Origin of the sequence: Actinoplanes subtropicus, assembly GCF_000721705.1 — a bacterium.
GTDB classification, from domain to species: domain Bacteria; phylum Actinomycetota; class Actinomycetes; order Mycobacteriales; family Micromonosporaceae; genus Actinoplanes; species Actinoplanes subtropicus.
The window spans coordinates 342,406-360,793 of the sequence record NZ_JOJL01000007.1 but is presented as its reverse complement, the minus strand read 5'-3'; the positions used below and the strand labels follow the sequence as shown (position 1 = coordinate 360,793).

17 protein-coding genes are annotated in these 18,388 nt (G+C 71.9%); 11 read left to right on the top strand and 6 right to left on the bottom strand.

Translation table 11 applies throughout. The features are described from left to right. Positions 1-55: 55 nt before the first annotated feature. The 4 genes from thrB (at position 56) to IH26_RS0112290 (ending at position 5,003) form a co-directional block, all read left to right on the top strand. A complete protein-coding gene (gene thrB / locus IH26_RS0112305) occupies positions 56-967 on the top strand; it encodes a homoserine kinase (RefSeq protein WP_030436296.1) in 912 nt (303 codons plus the stop codon). Between the two features lie 335 nt (positions 968-1,302). Further along, positions 1,303-3,297 carry a transcription termination factor Rho gene (gene rho / locus IH26_RS0112300; RefSeq protein ID WP_030436295.1) on the top strand — a complete coding sequence of 665 codons (1,995 nt, stop codon included), beginning with the start codon at positions 1,303-1,305 and terminating at the stop codon, positions 3,295-3,297. Between the two features lie 133 nt (positions 3,298-3,430). Continuing rightward, on the top strand, positions 3,431-4,585 hold the full coding sequence (locus IH26_RS0112295) for a nitric oxide synthase oxygenase (protein WP_084598801.1): 1,155 nt from the start codon (positions 3,431-3,433) through the stop codon (positions 4,583-4,585). A 31-nt stretch (positions 4,586-4,616) separates the two neighbouring features. Beyond that, entirely contained in the window at positions 4,617-5,003 is a 387-nt protein-coding gene (locus IH26_RS0112290) for a VOC family protein (protein ID WP_030436293.1), read from the top strand. Here IH26_RS0112290 and IH26_RS0112285 read toward each other — a convergent pair. Then, the gene (locus tag IH26_RS0112285; RefSeq protein WP_030436292.1) at positions 5,000-5,662 is read right to left on the bottom strand and encodes an RNA ligase family protein; all 663 of its coding nucleotides are present in this window, start codon (positions 5,660-5,662) and stop codon (positions 5,000-5,002) included. The genes IH26_RS0112290 and IH26_RS0112285 overlap by 4 nt on opposite strands. A gap of 2 nt (positions 5,663-5,664) precedes the next feature. Further along, on the bottom strand, positions 5,665-6,558 hold the full coding sequence (locus tag IH26_RS0112280) for a phosphatase domain-containing protein (protein WP_030436291.1): 894 nt from the start codon (positions 6,556-6,558) through the stop codon (positions 5,665-5,667). A gap of 235 nt (positions 6,559-6,793) precedes the next feature. On the opposite strand from IH26_RS0112280, the gene rpmE reads away from it, so the two are divergent. After that, complete coding sequence (rpmE, locus tag IH26_RS0112275) at positions 6,794-7,018, top strand: 50S ribosomal protein L31 (protein ID WP_030436290.1); 225 nt, start codon at positions 6,794-6,796, stop codon at positions 7,016-7,018. A gap of 67 nt (positions 7,019-7,085) precedes the next feature. Further along, the gene (gene prfA / locus IH26_RS0112270; protein WP_030436289.1) at positions 7,086-8,177 is read left to right on the top strand and encodes a peptide chain release factor 1; all 1,092 of its coding nucleotides are present in this window, start codon (positions 7,086-7,088) and stop codon (positions 8,175-8,177) included. Here prfA and IH26_RS0112265 read toward each other — a convergent pair. From IH26_RS0112265 to IH26_RS0112255, 3 genes are read right to left on the bottom strand one after another with little or no spacing between them, the layout of a single operon-like run. Further along, positions 8,161-9,459 carry an outer membrane protein assembly factor BamB family protein gene (locus IH26_RS0112265; protein WP_030436288.1) on the bottom strand — a complete coding sequence of 433 codons (1,299 nt, stop codon included), beginning with the start codon at positions 9,457-9,459 and terminating at the stop codon, positions 8,161-8,163. The genes prfA and IH26_RS0112265 overlap by 17 nt on opposite strands. After that, entirely contained in the window at positions 9,459-10,754 is a 1,296-nt protein-coding gene (locus tag IH26_RS0112260; RefSeq protein WP_030436287.1) for an outer membrane protein assembly factor BamB family protein, read from the bottom strand. The genes IH26_RS0112265 and IH26_RS0112260 overlap by 1 nt, the downstream gene beginning before the upstream one ends. Beyond that, on the bottom strand, positions 10,751-12,256 hold the full coding sequence (locus tag IH26_RS0112255) for a GGDEF domain-containing protein (protein ID WP_030436286.1): 1,506 nt from the start codon (positions 12,254-12,256) through the stop codon (positions 10,751-10,753). The genes IH26_RS0112260 and IH26_RS0112255 overlap by 4 nt, the downstream gene beginning before the upstream one ends. 82 nt (positions 12,257-12,338) lie before the next feature. Between IH26_RS0112255 and prmC the strand changes: the two genes are divergently transcribed. The 4 genes from prmC to IH26_RS0112235 are packed head-to-tail and all read left to right on the top strand — an operon-like array spanning position 12,339 to position 15,464. After that, a complete protein-coding gene (gene prmC, locus IH26_RS0112250; RefSeq protein WP_084598799.1) occupies positions 12,339-13,214 on the top strand; it encodes a peptide chain release factor N(5)-glutamine methyltransferase in 876 nt (291 codons plus the stop codon). Between the two features lie 37 nt (positions 13,215-13,251). Beyond that, positions 13,252-13,896: an L-threonylcarbamoyladenylate synthase gene (locus tag IH26_RS0112245; protein ID WP_030436284.1), complete on the top strand. Its 645-nt coding sequence runs from the start codon at positions 13,252-13,254 to the stop codon at positions 13,894-13,896. Positions 13,897-13,929: 33 nt separating this feature from the next. Then, complete coding sequence (locus IH26_RS0112240) at positions 13,930-14,517, top strand: arsenate reductase/protein-tyrosine-phosphatase family protein (RefSeq protein WP_281179728.1); 588 nt, start codon at positions 13,930-13,932, stop codon at positions 14,515-14,517. Next, positions 14,514-15,464, top strand: a complete 951-nt coding sequence (locus IH26_RS0112235; protein WP_030436282.1) for an L-threonylcarbamoyladenylate synthase — start codon at positions 14,514-14,516, stop codon at positions 15,462-15,464. Before IH26_RS0112240 ends, IH26_RS0112235 begins: the two co-directional genes overlap by 4 nt. Positions 15,465-15,521: 57 nt before the next feature. Here IH26_RS0112235 and IH26_RS0112230 read toward each other — a convergent pair whose 3' ends face one another. Beyond that, positions 15,522-16,991 carry an SDR family oxidoreductase gene (locus IH26_RS0112230; RefSeq protein ID WP_030436281.1) on the bottom strand — a complete coding sequence of 490 codons (1,470 nt, stop codon included), beginning with the start codon at positions 16,989-16,991 and terminating at the stop codon, positions 15,522-15,524. A gap of 91 nt (positions 16,992-17,082) precedes the next feature. Here IH26_RS0112230 and IH26_RS0112225 point away from each other — a divergent pair, with 91 nt between their 5' ends. After that, entirely contained in the window at positions 17,083-18,372 is a 1,290-nt protein-coding gene (locus IH26_RS0112225) for a serine hydroxymethyltransferase (RefSeq protein WP_030436280.1), read from the top strand. Positions 18,373-18,388 lie beyond the last annotated feature (16 nt).

The following is an 18,388-nucleotide window of genomic DNA, read 5'->3' as shown; positions in this document are numbered from 1 at the left end:
TCATGAAACAGGCCTTGCCGCGGCCCGATGAATGATCAACGCTTAGCATGTGCCGATGGGCCTGACCTTCGCGACCGACCCGGTCACCGTGCGTACGCCGGCCACGAGCGCCAACCTCGGCCCCGGCTTCGACGCCCTGGGCCTCGCGCTGACCCTCTACGACGACCTCGAGGCCACGGTCACCGACGGCGGGTTCACCGTGACCGTGACCGGCGAGGGCGCCGGCGAGTTGCCCGGGGACGAGGAGCATCTGGTCGTACGGGCGATGCTGGCGACCTTCGACGAACTCGGCGAGCGCCCGGCCGGCCTGTCCGTGAGCTGCGTGAACCGCATTCCGCAGGCGCGCGGCCTGGGCTCCTCGTCGGCCGCCATCGTGGGCGGCGTGCAGCTGGCCCGGGGCCTGGTCGAGGACGGCCTGCGGCTGATCGACGACGAGGACGCGCTGCGCATCGCCGCCCGGCTGGAGGGCCATCCGGACAATGTCGCGCCCTGCCTGCTCGGCGGCTTCACCATCGCCTGGAACGAGGGCGCCGGCGCGCGGGCCGTGCGGTTGGCGGCCCACGAAGGCGTACGGCCGATTGTCTTTGTGCCCGCGGAGCGGGGGTATACCGCCTCGGCCCGAGCGGCGCTGCCCTTCGAAGTGCCGCACCGGGATGCGTCCTTCAACGCCGGGCGTGCCGCGCTGCTGACCCATGCGATCACCGGCGATCCGGCGCTGCTCCTGCCGGCCACCGAGGATCGGCTGCATCAGGGGTACCGGGCCGAGTCGATGCCGGGCACCGCGTCGCTCGTCGCGTCGCTGCGCTCGGTCGGCGTGGCCGCGGTGGTCAGTGGCGCGGGTCCGACAGTTCTGGCGTTGTCCGAGGTCCCGGCCGATTTCCAGCCGGGAACAGAATGGCGCGTCGAGACGTTGGGCGTGGATGCGCGCGGTGCTCTTGTCAAAGGGAGTATGGTGGAACTCGCCTAGCGGGGCCCTGTTGCCGCAGGTCGCATGAGTTGACTACGCTCAAGACCAAGCACAGCCGCGAAGCAAGCGATCTTATTGCGGTTCGGCGCGCACCCCCATGAGACTCAAGACCTCATCAGGTCGTCTCCATTCTCAGCAAGGCACACGCCGGGCGGCAGTCTCCCAAGATCGCTGCACTCGCCGAGACCTACTCGTCAATGTCCGACGGGCAGGGACACCGTCGAGCTGCCGTGCTGCACAACCACCTGCGTCGCTTCGGCGAAGCAGGATCCGAGTCACCCGGCCACCAGGCTGCAGACCGGGAGTCTCGGGCTTTTTCCGACGGAAGGAATCCATTGAGCGACACCACCGACGTGACGTCGGGTGTTTCTGACGTCGCTGACGGCGCCGGCACCACCGCGACCGCCACGAAGCGCCGCCGAGGCGGCACCGGGCTGTCCGCGATGCTGCTGCCCGAGCTGCAGAGCCTCGCCGCGTCCCTCGGTATCTCGGGTACCGCCCGGATGCGCAAGGGCGAACTGATCACCGCGATTACCGAGCGGCAGAGCGGCGGCGCGCCGGCCGAGGCCGCGCCGCGTCCGCGGGCCAGCGAGGTAGCGACCGCCGCGCCGGTCGTCGCCGCGTCCGCCCCCGCGGCCGCGCCGATCGAGACCGCGCCGACCGTCGTGCAGCCGGAGTCCGCGCCGGTCGCCGAGGGGGGCAGCCGTCGTAACCGCGAGCGGGTCCGCCGCGACGCCGCTCCGGTCGTCCGCGACGCCGCCCCGGTCGTCGAGGCCGCCGCGCCCGTCACCGAGCAGCCGGTGGCTCAGCCCACCGCCCAGCCGGAGGCCGGCGAGCGTACCGAGCGCCCGGAGCGGACCGACCGCAACCGCGACCGCCAGCGCAACCAGGGCCAGCGGGACGACCGCCAGCGCGACGACCGCAACCAGCGGGACGACCGCAATCAGCGGGACGACCGGGGCCAGCGGGACGATCGCGGGCAGCGGGACGACCGTGGTCCGCGCAACAGTGACCAGACTCACGACGACGACGACAACGACTCGGGCGAAGGCGGGCGGCGCAGCCGCCGCAGCCGCTTCCGGGACCGCCGCCGGGGCCGTGACCGCGACGACAACAGCGGCGGCGGCCAGCGGGACGGTCAGCGCGATGGCCAGCGCGACGGCGGCCGCGAGCCGCACGTCAGCGAGGACGACGTGCTGGTCCCGGTGGCCGGCATCCTCGACGTGCTGGACAACTACGCGTTCGTGCGCACCACCGGCTACCTCTCCGGGCCGAACGACGTCTACGTCTCGATGTCCCAGGTCAAGAAGTACGGCCTGCGCCGCGGCGACGCGGTCACCGGCGCCGTGCGGGCGACCCCGCGGGACAGCGGCGGCGACAACCGGCGGGACAAGTACAACCCGCTGGTCCGGCTGGACACCATCAACGGGATGGAGCCCGAGGAGGCCCGGCGCCGCCCCGAGTTCTACAAGCTCACCCCGCTCTACCCGCAGGAGCGCCTGCGGCTGGAGACCGAGCCGCACATCCTGACCACCCGGGTCATCGACCTGGTCATGCCGATCGGCAAGGGCCAGCGGGCGCTGATCGTCTCGCCGCCGAAGGCCGGTAAGACGATGGTGCTGCAGGCGATCGCCAACGCGATCACCCACAACAACCCCGAGTGCCACCTGATGGTCGTGCTGGTCGACGAGCGGCCCGAAGAGGTCACCGACATGCAGCGCTCGGTCAAGGGCGAGGTCGTCGCGGCCACGTTCGACCGCCCGCCGCAGGACCACACCACGGTCGCCGAGCTCGCCATCGAGCGGGCCAAGCGGCTGGTCGAGCTCGGCCACGACGTGGTCGTGCTGCTCGACTCGGTGACCCGGCTCGGCCGGTCGTACAACCTGGCCGCGCCGGCCTCCGGCCGGATCATGTCGGGTGGTATCGACTCGACCGCGCTCTACCCGCCCAAGCGGTTCCTGGGCGCCGCGCGCAACATCGAGAACGGTGGCTCGCTCACCATTCTCGCGACCGCGCTGGTCGAGACCGGCTCGATGATGGACACGGTGATCTTCGAGGAGTTCAAGGGCACCGGCAACGCCGAGCTCAAGCTCGACCGGAAGATCGCGGACAAGCGGGTGTTCCCGGCGATCGACATCGACCCGTCCGGCACGCGTAAGGAAGAGATCCTGCTCGGCAAGGAAGAGCTGGCGATCATCCACAAGCTCCGCAAGGTGCTGCACTCGCTGGACTCGTCGGCCGCGCTCGACCTGCTGCTCGACCGGCTCAAGCAGACCCGCACGAACGTCGAGTTCCTGATGCAGATCGCGAAGTCGACGCCCGGCGAGTAACTCCCCGTCGTCAAGAAAGGACGCAGCCTCGGACAACGACGGGGCTGCGTCCTTTTTGTCGCACACGGTGTGTGATCGGCTCCCGAGGGCCGTGCCAACCTCGTCGGGAGCACTCACCGCGGGAGGCACCTCGATGATCGTGCCCGGTTACCGGGACCACCCGACCGAGCCGTGGGACCCGACCGCGCCGGTCGATCCCGGCGAGGCCGAGGACTTCCTGCGCCGCTGCTACGTGGAGAATCCGCGGCTCGGCCCGGTCGAGCCCCGGCTGGCCATCGTCCGCGCGCAGATCGCCGCGACCGGCAGCTACGTGCACACCACCGACGAGCTGGCCCACGGCGCGAAGATGGCCTGGCGCAACGCGGGCCGCTGCATCGGCCGGCTGTACTGGCGGAGCCTGCTGGTCCTCGACCGGCGCCGGGCGCGTACCGCCGACGAGATCTTCTCGCTGCTCGTGCACCACCTGCGGGCGGCCGGCGAGGGCCAGCTGCGCCCGGTGATCAGCATCTTCGCCGCGGCCCAGCCCGGCCAGCCGCACGCCCGGGTGTGGAACGAGCAGCTGATCCGGTACGCCGGGTATCGCGACGAGGACGGCCGCACGGTCGGCGACGCCCGGCAGGTGGGCTTCACCGCGGCGATGAGCGGGTTCGGCTGGCGGGGCAAGGGGGAGCACTTCGACGTGCTCCCGCTGGTGATCGAGACGCCGGCCGAGGGCGTACGCCTCTACGAGCTCCCGGAGCGGGCGATCCGCGAGGTGCCGATCACCCACCCCGAGTACGGCTGGTTCACCGAGCTGGGCCTCCGCTGGCACGCCGTCCCGGCCATCTCCAACATGCGGCTCACGATCGGCGGCGTGCACTACCCGCTGGCGCCGTTCAACGGCTGGTACATGGGCACCGAGGTGGGCGCCCGCAACTTCGCCGACACCGACCGGTACGACCTGCTGCCCGCGGTCGCCGCCCGGCTGGGCCTGGACACCAGCCGCGAGTCGACGCTGTGGCGCGACCGGGCGCTGGTCGAGCTCAACCGCGCGGTGCTGCACAGCTTCGAGAAGGCCGGCGTGAAGATGTCCGATCACCACACCGAGTCCCGGCGCTTCCTGACCCACCTGCGCAACGAGGAGAAGGCCGGCCGCCCGGTCCCGGCCGACTGGACCTGGATCGTCCCCCCGATGTCCGGCTCCCTCACCGGCGTTGTCGTGCCTGGTTGCATGGTGCAGACCGTCGCTCACGCCGAGGCCGGGCCAGGGGCCCAGCTGACGCTGCCCCTGACCCTTCATTCTGCGTGAGTGGTGAGAACCCATTTGAGATCATGCTGGGATGACATCGTTCATCTCGCATACGACCGTTGACTGTGCCGATGCGTACACGCTCTCGCGGTGGTGGCAGGGGGTGCTGGACTACGTCGAGGACGCCGACGACCCGAACCTGCCGGAGCACGAGGAGTGCCTGATCATGTCGCGGGACGGGTCGCACAAGGTGCTGTTCATCGAGGTGCCGGAGGCCAAAGAGGGGAAGAACAGGATCCACTTCGATCTGCGGCCCGCCGAGGGGACCCGGGACGAGGAACTGGTGCGGCTGATCGACCATGGAGCCAAGCCGATCGACGACCTGCGCCGGCCTGACGGCACCGGCTGGGTGGTGCTGGCCGACCCGGAGGGCAACGAGTTCTGCATCCTGCGTAGCCTCGCGGAGATCCGGGGCTAGGCGAACTCGTTCACGGCGAAGTCGTCGCGGTGGCGCCAGGCGTCGTCGGTGCGCACGTGTTCGGCGCGTACCCACTTCAGGAGCTTGTGGGAGAACTCGGCCGCCGGGATGCGGCCGGCCGCGCGGACCACGAAGCCCTCGGAGGTTTCGGGGTTGCGCTGCGCCGCCCAGGCGGCCCGCGCCTCGGAGAGGCTGCCGCCCCGGTACAGCACCGGCACCACCGGCAGTTCGAGGCGGCGGGCCCAGTCGACCGTGTCGTCCCAGCCGAGCAGCGTGTCGGTCTCGTCCCAGATGCCGAAGACGATGAACACGCCGGGCAGGTCCGAGTACGCGATGCTGCGCCGCGCCCACATCGACTCGCCGCACACCCGCCAGTCGTCCGGGATCTGGTAGGCGGTCATCGCCCAGAGCGCCTTCGCCGGCCGGTCCCACGGCTGCGTGCCGGAGTCGGGGGACCGGCCGTACATCGCGTCCCGGGTGAAGGTCAGATTTCCGCCGTCGAGCTTCTCGGTCACCACCAGCTCGCCGTCCAACCAGGACAGATCCCTTTGAATCAGGTCTTCAGTCCGCTTGTGGGCGGTGGGCGGGGTGGTTGGATGGTTGTCGTCGGCGGATGCGCCGGGCGAGTCGGGCAGGTGGAAGGTGCGGGGATACTTCAAGGTCAGAAGTCTCCCTCCGCGACCTGGAAAACGGTGAGGCCGAGCGCCCGCCACATGCGTACCACCTGTTGGCGGTCGTCGAAAACCCCGACGATCCGCCAGTCGTCGCGGATGTCCCGGTCGAAGATCTCGCGCTTGACCACGGCGTCCTTGCGGCCGTCGCCCTCGGGCCGCATGAACAACGCCTCGTACGGGACACCGACGTACAGATCGAGCCACGCCTCGGTCTCCGGCCGGCACACCTCGTCCCGCCCCGAGCAGAAGATGATCGCGTTCCCGGCCGCGTGCATGGCCCGGACCGCCGTGATCACCGCAGCGTTGGGCAGGTCCGAGCCCACTTTGTCCCAGTCGTACGGCGAACGGTCGTCCATCAGCGCCACGGTTCCGTCGATGTCCACCAGCACGGCCGCCGGGAGCGCCGGGTCCGGCTCGTACAACCTATGCGGAATTTCGGGAATGTACGGAATAGGCAAGGGCAGGTTGCGGCCCGCGAGGTAACGGGCATGCATCCGCCGGATCGCCTCCTCGCCCACCCGATCGTCGGCCGGCCGCGAGACGTCCCGCCGGATGCACTCCTCCAGCGGCACGTCGGTGAAGTCGTGCACCTCGAACTGCGCGCCCAGCCGGGCGGCCAGCTCGGCCCAGTCCCGTACGGTCTTGTTCCGCAGGTTGGTGTCGTCCACGATCACGTCGGCATGCGCCCGCAGCAGCGCCTCCACCGCCGCCCGCTGGGCGTGCGTGACCTGCCCCTCGGCCCACTGCGTGTAGAGCCGCTGGCCGTGCAGCATCCGCCGCAGATCGTCCCGGTTGACCCGGGTCACCCGCGGCTGCAACTTCCGGGCGAAACTCGTCTTCCCGGACGCCGGCAACCCACGGGTGATCAGCAGTCGTGTCATTCCTCGTTCCCTTTGTCCGTTTCGCTCCCGGTCGAGGGAATGCCGTGCGGGTGGTTCACGTTATCGACCTTGGATCAGGAAAGTGGCCTCGATTTCTTGTCGGGCCGTGTCACATGGCAGACTGGTCCATCGGCCAGTAAAAGGTTCCGGTTCACGCCCGAGCCCACCGCCCTGGCGGGGCGGCGCGGTGCTGACAGCGACCCGGCGACCAGATCATCGAGAGGGACCGAGAGATATGAAGTCCGGCATCCACCCGGAGTACAAGACCACCGAGGTCATCTGCTCCTGCGGCAGCACCTTCACCACCCGGAGCACCGCCAAGGGCGGCGAGATCCGCGTCGAGACCTGCAGCGCCTGCCACCCGTTCTACACCGGCAAGCAGCGCGTTCTGGACACCGCCGGCCGGGTCGCGAAGTTCCAGGCCAAGTACGCCAAGGTGAACGCGGCCAAGAAGAAGTAACTGCTTCGACGGCGCCCGCACCCCGGCCATCGGGGGGCGGGCGCCGTTCGCGTGGGGAGAAACTACTGTGAGTAACGACCGGCTGACCACGCTTCTCGAGGAGTACGCGGCCCTGGAGAAGCGGATGGAGGACCCCTCCATCCACGCCGACCAGGCCCTCGTACGCCGGGTCGGCCGTCGCTTCGCCGAGCTGGCCCCGATCTACGCGGCCAACGCCGAGCTGGAGGCCGCGCGCGCCGACCTGGCCGCCGCCAAGGAGCTGGCCGCCGAGGACCCGGCGTTCGGCGCCGAGGTGGAGGCGGTCGCCGCCGCGCTGCCGCCGCTCGAGGAGAAGCTCGGCGAGATGCTGATCCCGCGCGACCCGAACGACGCCAAGGACGTGATCATCGAGATCAAGGCGGGCGAGGGCGGCCAGGAGTCGGCCCTGTTCGCCGGCGATCTGCTGCGCATGTACACCCGGTACGCGGAGCGCCGCGGCTGGGTGGTCGAGGTGATCGACTCGCAGGAGTCGGACCTCGGCGGCGTCAAGGACATCTCGGTCGCGGTCAAGACCAAGGGCGTGCCCGACGGCGGCCACGGCGTCTGGTCCCGGCTCAAGTGGGAGGGCGGCGTGCACCGGGTGCAGCGCGTCCCGGTCACCGAATCGCAGGGCCGGATCCACACCTCGGCGGCGGGCGTGCTGGTGCTGCCCGAGGCGGAGGACGTCGACGTGCAGATCGACCCGAACGACCTGCGGATCGACGTGTTCCGCTCGTCCGGCCCGGGCGGCCAGTCGGTCAACACCACCGACTCGGCCGTCCGGATCACCCACCTGCCCACCGGCACCGTGGTGAGCTGTCAGAACGAGAAGAGCCAGCTGCAGAACAAGGAGTCGGCGCTGCGCATCCTGCGGTCCCGGCTGCTGGCCATCGCGCAGGAGGAGGCGGACGCCGCGGCGGCCGACTCGCGCAAGGCCCAGGTGCGGACCGTGGACCGGTCGGAGCGGATCCGGACGTACAACTTCCCGCAGAACCGGATCACCGACCACCGGATCGGCTACACCGCGTACAACCTGGACCTGGCCCTCGGCGGCGAGCTGGACGGGGTGCTGGACGCGCTGGCCGAGGCCGACCGGCAGGCCCGCCTCTCGGGCGAGACGGACCTCAGTCGACGGCCATGACGTGCAGGCCGTCGAACCGGGGACAGGCGAGGTAACCGCGCGTCGCCACGCAGAACGACTGATCGGACCCGCCCGTGCCGAAGACGCCGAGCGGGGTCTGGGTGCCGTCCGCGAGGTCGAGCCGGGTGACCACGAGCCGTCCCGGCAGGTTGCTGCTCGGGCGTACGAAATAGAGGTTCTCGGTTTCTTCGAAGTCGTAGGCCTGCGCACCGAGGACGGGTGGCCCGAGGGGACGGCCGGTGCGGCTGTCGACGAGCTGCGCCTTGGTCAACTCGGGGTTCTGGGCGATCAGCACGCGGTTGTCACCGGCCGGGAACATGTTGTGCACGCCCGGTACGGTCCAGATCTTCCGCCCGGTGTCCGGGTCGTGTCCGGCGACGCCGTCGTCCGCCACCGAGCAGAGCAACTCCCCGCAGGGACTGAGGTAGCCGGCCGACCACAATGGCCGGAGGTCGCCGGCCGAGTAGACCGTCGTCTTGCTGTCCCGGGACGGGTCGTCCCGGATCACCGCGATGTTCCGGCCGGCCGGGATCAGCGTGGCCGAGCGGGTCTTGGTCTCCCAGGGCACCTTGGTGGTGGCGCGTAGCTTGCCGTCGGCGTAGCCGTAGACGCTGAGCAGGCCGTCCACGCCAGCCGTGGCGATCGCCTCCGGGTGCCGGTCGTCCGGCAGTGTGGTCCAGCCGGCCAGCTGGGGCGTCGAGCGGCGCCAGATCTCGCCGCCGTCGCGCAGCCGCACCACCCGCAGCAGGCCGTCGCTGACCACCAGCGCGGTGCCGGTGCCGGCCGACGGTATGGCATTGCCCGCCGTACGCCAGAGCTCCCGACCGGTCCACGCATCCAGCGCGACGGTGGTCCGCGGGCTCATGTCGACGTATTCACCGCCGTCCGGCAACAAGCCTCTGGTCGTCGCCGGGTCGGTCGGGTCGAGCACGGTGTCGCCGGCCGGCCGCGGCGGCCCGAGGGCGAGCTGCGCGCCGGTCACCGCGGTCCACCGCAGCTTCCGGCCGGCCAGGTCGTAGGCGGCGACCTGAGGGTGGCCGTCGGCCAGCCGGGAGACGTACGCGGTCGGGCCGGCCAGCACCACCGAGTCGTCGTCGTGGAAGTCGCCGATCGTCCACAGCGGACGAAGGCTGGTCGCGCCGCCGGGCACCGACCCGGTGAGCACCAGCAGGCCGGCGAGCGACAGCACGGCGAGCGCCGCCCGCAACAGCCGCCGATGGTCGACCGGGACCAGCGGCGCGTGCTCCTCGCCGGTCACCTCGCCGAGGTCGATCACCGCCATCAGCCGACCGCCGTGACCGTGTACGCGCCGTCCTCGTAACAGCCCAGATAGCGGGCGACGGCCTGGCACCGGTTCACCACGATGCGGTCGATCGCGCCGAGCAGGTCCCGCCGCCCGGTGGTCAGGTCCCAGCGGGTGATCGCGGTGCGCTGCGGCGCCGACCTGGTCGGCTGGAGCACCAGCAGCGCCTCCTCCGGCTCGGTGGTCCAGACCGACTCGCCGGGGCCGGGCGTGCCGACTCGGGTGCCGGTCTCCGCGTCGATCAGGAACTGGCCGCCGGGCTCGTTCGCCTCCTCGAAGACCACCCGGTCGATGGTGGCCGACCAGGCGCTGCCCGCCCCCGGCACCCGCCAGCGGATCCGGCCGGTGTCGGCGTCGTACGAGGTCAGGCTCTGCCCGTTGCTGAAACAGAGGCCGCTGCCGCAGGGGAAGGCGAACCCGTCGGTGCCGTCGGTCCGCCACAATCGCTCGAGCGTGGCCAGCCGGTAGACGCTCAGCTCGGCGCGGTCCTGCGCGTTGCGGTTGACCACGAGGTGATCGCCGCTGACCACGACGTCGTTGAACTGCTCGCGGTCGGGCAGCGGCCCGGCCCAGTCGATCCGGGCCCGGGCGACGACCGCTCCGTCGGCGAGGCGCAGCACCGTGGCCTGTCCCTCGTCGGTCACCAGGACGACCTGGCCGGGGGAGTCGCCGGTCAGGGCGAACGAGACGCTGGTGACCCCGGGGGTCTCCCGCTGCCAGAGTGTGCTGCGGTCGGCGAGCCGGATCAGCCGGAGCCGGGCGTACGCCGCGGAATCGGTGTGGTCGGCCATCAGCGCCGTGTCGCCGGTCACGATCGCCGGCTCGCCCGGAGCGCTCCACACCTGGGCGCCGGTGGCCGCGGCGATCGCCACCGTGCGGCGGCTGAACTGGGTGAAGACGTTGCCCCGGTGACCGGTCTGCTGATCGGCGGGGAGCAGGAGCAGCCCGCCGGCGAGCTGGGCGTAGCCGAGCGTGTTCTCGACCGTGGTCCGCCACCGCATCGTGCCGGAGGCCAGGTTGTACGCGGTGAGCGACGCCCCGCGGTAGACGTAGAGCGTCTCCGGGCCGAGCGTGATGCCGTCCGAGTCGGAGATCGGCACGCTCCACAGCGGCCGGACGCCGGGTGGCGCCGGGCGGGCCGACCCGGCCGCGCCGATCAGGCAGAGCAGCAGCACGAGGGCGATAACGATCTCCCGGACCAGCCGGCGGTCGAACTCGGCGGACGGCTCGGCAACCGGCGCCGAGGAGATCTCACCGAGCTCGATCGTGCTCATCTCGTGGGGGCACGGTTGGCGGCGGCGGCCGCCAGGGCGGCGCTGAGCGTACGGCCGTTGGTGCCCACCTCGGACCAGCCGGCCGCGAGGCTGATCGGCGTGCCCGGCACCAGCACCTGCCAGTTCTCCGCGTTGGTCGCGGCGGTGATCCGCCGGGACACCTCGGCGGCCTGCGCGGTGCCGGCGCCCGGCAGCACCACCACGAACTCGTCGCCGGCGAACCGGGCCACGAAGTCGCCGCGGCGCATCACCCGGTTGAGCACGCCGGCGATCCGCTGCAGCACCAGGTCGCCGCAGTGCCGGCCGTGCCGCAGGTTGACCGCGGTGAAGCCGATCAGGTCGCAGACGCCGATCGCGGCCCGCTCGCCGCGCTCGAGCATCGAGCCCACGTAGCGCTCCAGTTGGCGGCGGTTGGGCAGGCCGGTGAGCGGGTCGGTGAGCGTCTCGTCGCCGTACCGGCCGGCGTCGCGCTGGGTCTCCTGGGCGTCCAGCCGGGCCGCGACGCCGTCCAGGTAGCCGTCCCGGAGGCGGTCGATGCGCTGGGCGGCGAGGCGGAACGCGTACCGGTCGGCGGCGTGCGCGGCGGCGTGGTCGCCGGCCGCGGCGTAGCAGATGCTGCGCAGCCGGGCCGGCTCCGCGGCGCCGAGGATCTCCGGCGAGACCGGCACCGCGTCCAGCATGGTCAGTGCGTGCTCGGGCTTGCCGGCCGCGATCGACAGGCAGACGTGGCCGAGGTGGTTCAGGTCGCGGGTGCGCACGCTGTCGCCGCCGCCGGTCAGCCACTCGGCCGCGTTCGCCTCGGTGTCCTCGCCGAGCGCCGCCCGCCGGGCCAGCGCGTACCCGTAGGCGGCGCGGCTGCTCGGGCGCATCTGGTCGGCGCCGATCGCCACGTACCGGGTCAGCTCGGCGTCGATGTCGCGCAGCACCCGCAGGCAGCCGTCGGTGTCGCCCTGGTGGTCGAGGGAGACCGCGTTGCGCAGCCGGATGCTGGGCGCCGCGAAGATCTCCGGGGCCAGCCCGACCGCGGCGCCGACCTGCCGGGCCTGCTCGATCGCGGTCAGCGCGTGGCCGTGGAAACCGAGGTACGAATACGCCATCGCGAGATCGGCCCAGCCCCACGCGGTCTCCGAGTCGTTCTCCTGCACCGCGGCCAGCGCCCGGGAGGCCTGCACGAGGTGGGTGACGCCGCGGTCGGTGTTGCTCTGCAGGAGCGAGCCGAGCGCCGCGAACGCGTGCATCTGGCCGCGCAGATAGGGATCCGGGATCTCGCGTACGGCGTTGGCCGTGGCCGTCATGGCGGTCGACAACTCGGCCACCCGGCCCAGGTTGATCAGCGCGCCGAAGCGCTGGACCAACGCGTACGCCCTGGTGGTGGGGTCGGTGGCGGAGGCGAGCACGCGTTCGATGATCGGCAGAGCCTCGGCGGAGCGGCCGTTCTGCTGCAGCCGCCCGGCCCGCTTCAGCTCCTCGACGTATTCAGGGAGCTGGTCCAACCAACTCACCGGGCGCCTCCCACCGCGTGTCCCCGCGTCGATCCGCCGACCCGGCCGGCCGGCGTCGCACGTGACGTTTGATGATTATGCCGTGGACCCGGACGACGAACACCCCTCCCGGCCGTTGGCGCGGACGCGCCTTGCGCCGGCGCTGGCCGAAGCGGTCGCGGAACTGTCCGCCGTGGGCATCGAGTCGCCCCGGGTGGATGCCGAATTGCTGGCCGCGCACGTGCTCGAGATCCCGCGTGGCCGGCTGTTGCTGGTGGACACGATCCGCGAGGACGAGCTGAGCCGCTTCCGGGTGCTGGTCGCGTCGCGCGCCCGCCGGGTCCCGTTGCAATATCTGCTCGGCACGGCGGCGTTCCGCCATCTCGAGCTGGCGGTCGGCGACGGTGTCTTCGTCCCGCGTCCGGAGACCGAATTGCTGGCCGGTTGGGGCATCGAGCGGGCCCGATCGGGCGACATCGTGGTCGATCTTTGCAGCGGCAGCGGCGCGATCGCGTTGTCCGTCGCTCAAGAGCTCAAAACCGCTTTTGTGTACGCCGTGGAAAAGTCGCCGGTGGCCCTGTCCTACTTGCGGCGCAACGCTTCCGGCTTCCCCGCGGTGCACGTCGTCGCCGGCGACGTAACCGACAATAGCCTTTTGTCTGATTTGTCGGGCAGGGTGGCCGTGGTGCTGTGCAACCCGCCGTACGTGCCCGACGGCACGCCGGTGCCGCCCGAAGTGGCCGACCACGACCCGTCGTCGGCGGTCTTCGGCGGCCCCGACGGCCTCGACGTGATCCGGCCGGTGATCGCGCTGGCCGCCCGGCTGCTGAAACCCGGGGGACATGTCGGAATTGAGCACGACGACGTGCACGGCGAAGCGGTGCCCGCGCTGCTTCGCGCGGACGGCCGGTTCACCGAGGTGACCGCCCATCGCGACCTGGCCGGCCGCCCCCGGTTCGCGACCGCCCGGCGCACCTGATCGGCGCGCGCCCGCACATGGCAGACTGCACGGTGTGATGCTCTACGACTGCCGTACGACCGCGGACCGGGATCGCGGCATCGCCGCCGCCGTCGAGGCGGTCAAGAGCGGTGAGCTGGCCGTGCTGCCCACCGACACGGTGTATGGCATCGGCGCGGATGCGTTCACCCCGCACGCGATCACCGCGCTGCACCACGCCCGCAGCGTGACCAACCGGGTGCCCCCGCCGGTGCTGATCGGCTCGCGGCACACCCTCGACGGGCTGACGTACTCGCTGACCAGGGCGGCGCGCGAGCTGGCCGACGCGTTCTGGCCGGGCGCCCTGACCCTGTATGTCGAGCACACCCCCAGCCTGCAGTGGGATCTCGGCGAGACCGGCGGCAACGTCGCGGTCCGCATGCCGCTGCACCCGGTCGCCCTCGAGGTGCTGCGTGAGGTCGGCCCGATGGCGGTCACCACGGCCAACAAGGTGGGCCACCCCGCCCCGACCACCGCCGAGGAGGCCCGCGACCAGTTGGAGTATGCGGTCCGCGTCTACCTCGAGGCGGGCCCGGCGCAGGACCCGGCGCCCAGCACGATCATCGACGTGACCGGCGAGGTCCCGCGCGTCCTGCGAGCCGGTGCGATCCCGCTCGAAAAACTCCGCGACGTGGTGCCGGACATCCTGGCGCCGGAGGCGTGAGGTGGCAGTGTTCCTTGGGGCCGGAGGCGTGAGGTGACCGCGCCCTTCACCGTGCTGCACGTCTGCATGGGCAACATCTGCCGGTCGCCGATGGCCGAGCGCCTGCTCGCCCGGGCCGTCCGCGACCGGGGCGGGGACGGCTTGATCCGCAGCGTCAGCGCCGGCACCGGCGGCTGGCACGAGGGCGAGGAGATGAACCCGCCCGCCGCCCGCCAGGTCCGCGCCCGCGGCGGCGAGGCCACCGGCTTCGAGGCCCGCAAGCTGCGCGGCGACTTCATCGACGAGGCCGACCTGATCCTCACGGCCACCGCCGACCAGTACGACTACGTGGTGGCCCTGCGCCCCGACGCCGCCGACCGCACCTTCGTGATGGGCGAGTTCGGCCGCCTGCTCGGCGCCGTCGACACCGCGACCCTGCCACCGGCCGGCGACGACGCCGATTCGGTGCACGCCCGGGGCGCGGCCATCGTCGAGGCGATCCACCACCTGCGCGGCTCCGACGGCCCGATGCCCGGCGACGACCTGGACGACCCGTGGGGCCGCGGCGACCAGACGTTCCAGCGCATCGGCGACGAGATCGAGGACACCACGGTCCCGTTCGCCAAGCTCCTGCTCTCGTGACCGGTCGTCTCGCTCAGCCCGACGAAGCCGGCATCGCCGCGGCCGTCGACTTGCTGCGCGCCGAGTCGGTGGTCGCCTTCCCCACCGAGACGGTCTACGGCCTGGGCGCGGATGCGTTCTCCCCGAAGGCGATCGGCGAGGTCTACCGCCTGAAGAACCGCCCGTCGTGGAACCCGCTGATCGTCCACGTGGCCGACGTGGCCGCGGCCCGCTCGCTGGCCGCCGACTGGCCGGCCGCCGCCGACCGCCTGGCCGCCGCCTTCTGGCCCGGCCCGCTCACCATCGTGGTCCGCCGGGCCCCGCACCTGACCGGCGTGGGCGCCGACAACGACACGATCGCCATCCGCATCCCCGCCCACGACGTGGCGCTGCGCCTGCTGGCGGCGGTCGGATTGCCGCTGGCCGCGCCCAGCGCCAACCGCTCCGAGAGCCTCTCGCCGACCACGGCCGAGCATGTGCTGCGCAGCCTCCCCGACGTCCCCCTGGTCCTCGACGGCGGCCCCAGCTCCTGGGGCATCGAGTCCACGGTCCTGGACCTGACCACGCCCGTGCCCACTCTGCTGCGCCCCGGCGCCCTGGCGTTGCGCGCCCTGCGCGACGTGACCGGCGCGATCGCCCTGCGCGACACCGAAACGGCCGACGGCACCGCCCGCCCGTCCCCCGGCATGAGCCGCCGCCACTACGCTCCGCGCGCACCCCTTGTCCTGGTCCCGGACGTGCACTCCATCGACATTCCCGAAAAATCCGGCATCCTCACGTACGAGGGAATGGCGGCCCCAGACGCCGAGGTGCTCTCGGCCAACCCGCGCGAATACGCCGCCGACCTGTACGCGGCCCTGCACCGCCTGGACGACGCCGGAGTCGAGACGATCCTGGTCCAGCAGCCCCCCGACACCGAGGACTGGCTGGCCATCCGCGACCGCCTGTCCCGAGCCGCCGCCAAGTAACCGCGCCCACCCCGCCGCCAGCGCGCCAACCCGCCAAGTCGCCACCCTGCCCGGCCTTCAAGCCGCGACATCGGGCCGCCCCGCAACCACCTCCTCCGCCCGCGACGCGATGTTGCGGGCCATCCCGCTGAAGACGATCCCGTGGAAGGGCACCACGGACGCCCAATACGCGTGCCCCGCCAACCCCCGCGGCAAGAACACCGCACGCTGCCGGTACACGCTGCCTCCATCCGGCGACGCCACCGCCGACATCTCCAGCCACGCCCGCCCCGGCACCCGCATCTCCGCCCGCAACCGCAGCAACTCCCCAGGCACGATCTCCTCCACCCGCCACCAATCGAGCGCCTCGCCCACCCGCAGCCGATCCCGATCACGCCTTCCGCGCCGCAGCCCGACCCCGCCGACCAGCCGATCCAGCCACCCCCGCACCGACCACGCCAGTGGGAACGAATACCACCCGTTCTCCCCGCCGACCCCCTCGATCACCTGCCACAACGCGGCGACCGGCGCGTCCACCGCACGGCTGCGCTCGTCGACGTAGACGCTTCCGCCGGACCATTCCGGGTCGCTCGGAAGAGGCTCCGCCGCAGCATCCCGGCCGGCCGCCGAAGACCAGCGGGTCTCCACGTCGGCGTTGCGGATCTTGCCGAGGGCCAGCCGGACCGCCTCGTCGAAGCCGAGCGGGTGGACCGAGGGGACCAGCGTGCGGATCGACGCGTCGTGTGCCACCGCCTCGTGCACGACGCTCGCGACCAGCGGCCGGGCGATGCTGTTCGGCACCGGCGTGACCAGGCCGACCCAGTAGGCGGACAGCCACGGGCTGAGCACCCGGGTCGGCACGATCACCCGGCGGCGAAGGCCGGCCACCCGGGCGTACCGCTGCATCATCTCGGCGTAGCTGAGCACGTCGGCGCCGCCGATGTCGTACCCGCCGGGCGGCAGGGTCGCCGCCGCGATCAGGTAGGAGAGCACGTCCCGGACCGCGATCGGCTGGATGCGGTTGCCCACCCAGCGCGGGGTGACCATGGCGGGCAGCCGCTCGGTGAGGTGGCGCAGCATCTCGAACGAGGCCGAGCCGGAGCCTATGATCACCGGGGCACGCAGCACGACCGTCGGGACGCCGCTGTCGGTCAGGACCCGGGCCACCTCGGCGCGGGAGCGCAGGTGCGCCGACGTACGTACGGCGGGCGGTGGCTCGGGGCCGCCGAGGTAGACGATCCGCCGGACGCCGGCCTCCCGGCAGGCGGCGGCGAAATTGCCGGCGGCGGTCCGGTCGACTTGCTCGAAGTCGCGCCGGCCCAGCGAGTGGACCAGGAAGTAGGCGACCTCGATGTCGTCCAGCGCCGCGCGCAGCGACGCCGGGTCGGTCAGGTCGCCCTCGGCGATCTCGACCCGGGCGTGCCAGGGCACGTCGCGCAGCCGGGCCGTGCTGCGGGACAGGCAGCGCACCCGATGGCCGGCGGCGAGCAGCCGGGGCGCGAGCCGGCCGCCGATGTAGCCGGTCGCGCCGGTCACCAAGCACCGCATAACCGCAGAGTGTGCCCTTTGCCGGGGCTTTGAAGCCATATGCTGCTTTTCAGGCGGCGTTGCCACACGGCTCGATCGGGGAGGAGGGCACGTGGACACCTTCTGGGGGCCGGATTTCGCGCATCTCGAGCGCGCGGATCCGGAGATCGCCCACGTCCTCCTCGACGAGCTGGCCCGGCAGCGCGGCGGCCTGCAGCTGATCGCGAGCGAGAACTTCACCTCGCCGGGCGTGCTGGCCGCGCTCGGGTCGACGCTCAACGACAAGTACGCCGAGGGCTATCCGGGCTCGCGCTACTACGGCGGCTGCGGCGAGGCGGACCGGGCCGAGCTGCTCGCCGTCGAGCGGGCGACCCAGCTGTTCGGGGCCGAGCACGCCAACGTGCAGCCGCACTCGGGGACCTCGGCGAACCTGGCGGCGTTCGCGGCGCTGGCCGAGCCGGGCGACGCGGTGCTGGCCATGGAGCTGCCGCACGGTGGGCACCTCACGCACGGCAGCCGGGTCAACTTCTCCGGGAAGTGGTTCCACCCGATCGGCTACCGGGTGTCCCCGAACACCGAGGAGATTGACTACGACGAGGTACGGGACCTCGCGCTCGCGCACCGGCCGAAGCTGATCATCTGCGGCGCCACGGCGTACCCGCGTCTGATCGACTTCGCGCTGTTCCGCGAGATCGCCGACGAGGTGGGCGCGTACCTGCTGGTCGACGCCGCGCACTTCATCGGCCTGGTGGCCGGCAAGGCGATCCCGTCGCCGGTGCCGCACGCCGACGTGGTCACCTGCACCACGCACAAGGTGCTGCGCGGTCCCCGCGGCGGCATGATCCTGTGTCGTGCGGAGCTCGCCCAGCGGGTGGACAAGGCCGTCTTCCCGTTCAGCCAGGGCGGTCCGATGATGCACGCGATCGCGGCCAAGGCGGTCGCGTTGCGCGAGGCGTCGGGTCGTTCCTTCCAGGCGTACGCCCGGCAGGTCGTCGACAACGCAAGGGCGCTGTCGACGGCGCTGGCCACCGAGGGGATGCGCCCGGTGTCCGGTGGCACCGACACGCACCTGGTGCTGGCCGACGTCCGCGCGTTGGGGATCACCGGGCGGGCGGCCGAGGCGCGATGCGATCTGGCCCGGATCACACTGAACAAGAACGCGATACCGTACGACCCACAGCGTCCCGCGGTGGCGTCCGGCATCCGGGTGGGCTCGCCGGCGGTGACCACGCAGGGGATGCGCGAGGGCGAGATGCGGCAGATCGGGCGGCTGATCGGGGCCGCGGTCCGCAGCGATCCGGACACGTCGGCCGGCGCGTCGCGGTTGGCCGGCGTCGCGGACGAGGTGCGGGCCTTGGTAGGACAATTCCCGGCGTACGCGCGGGAGGAAGTGATGGCATGACCGCCTGCACCGAGCG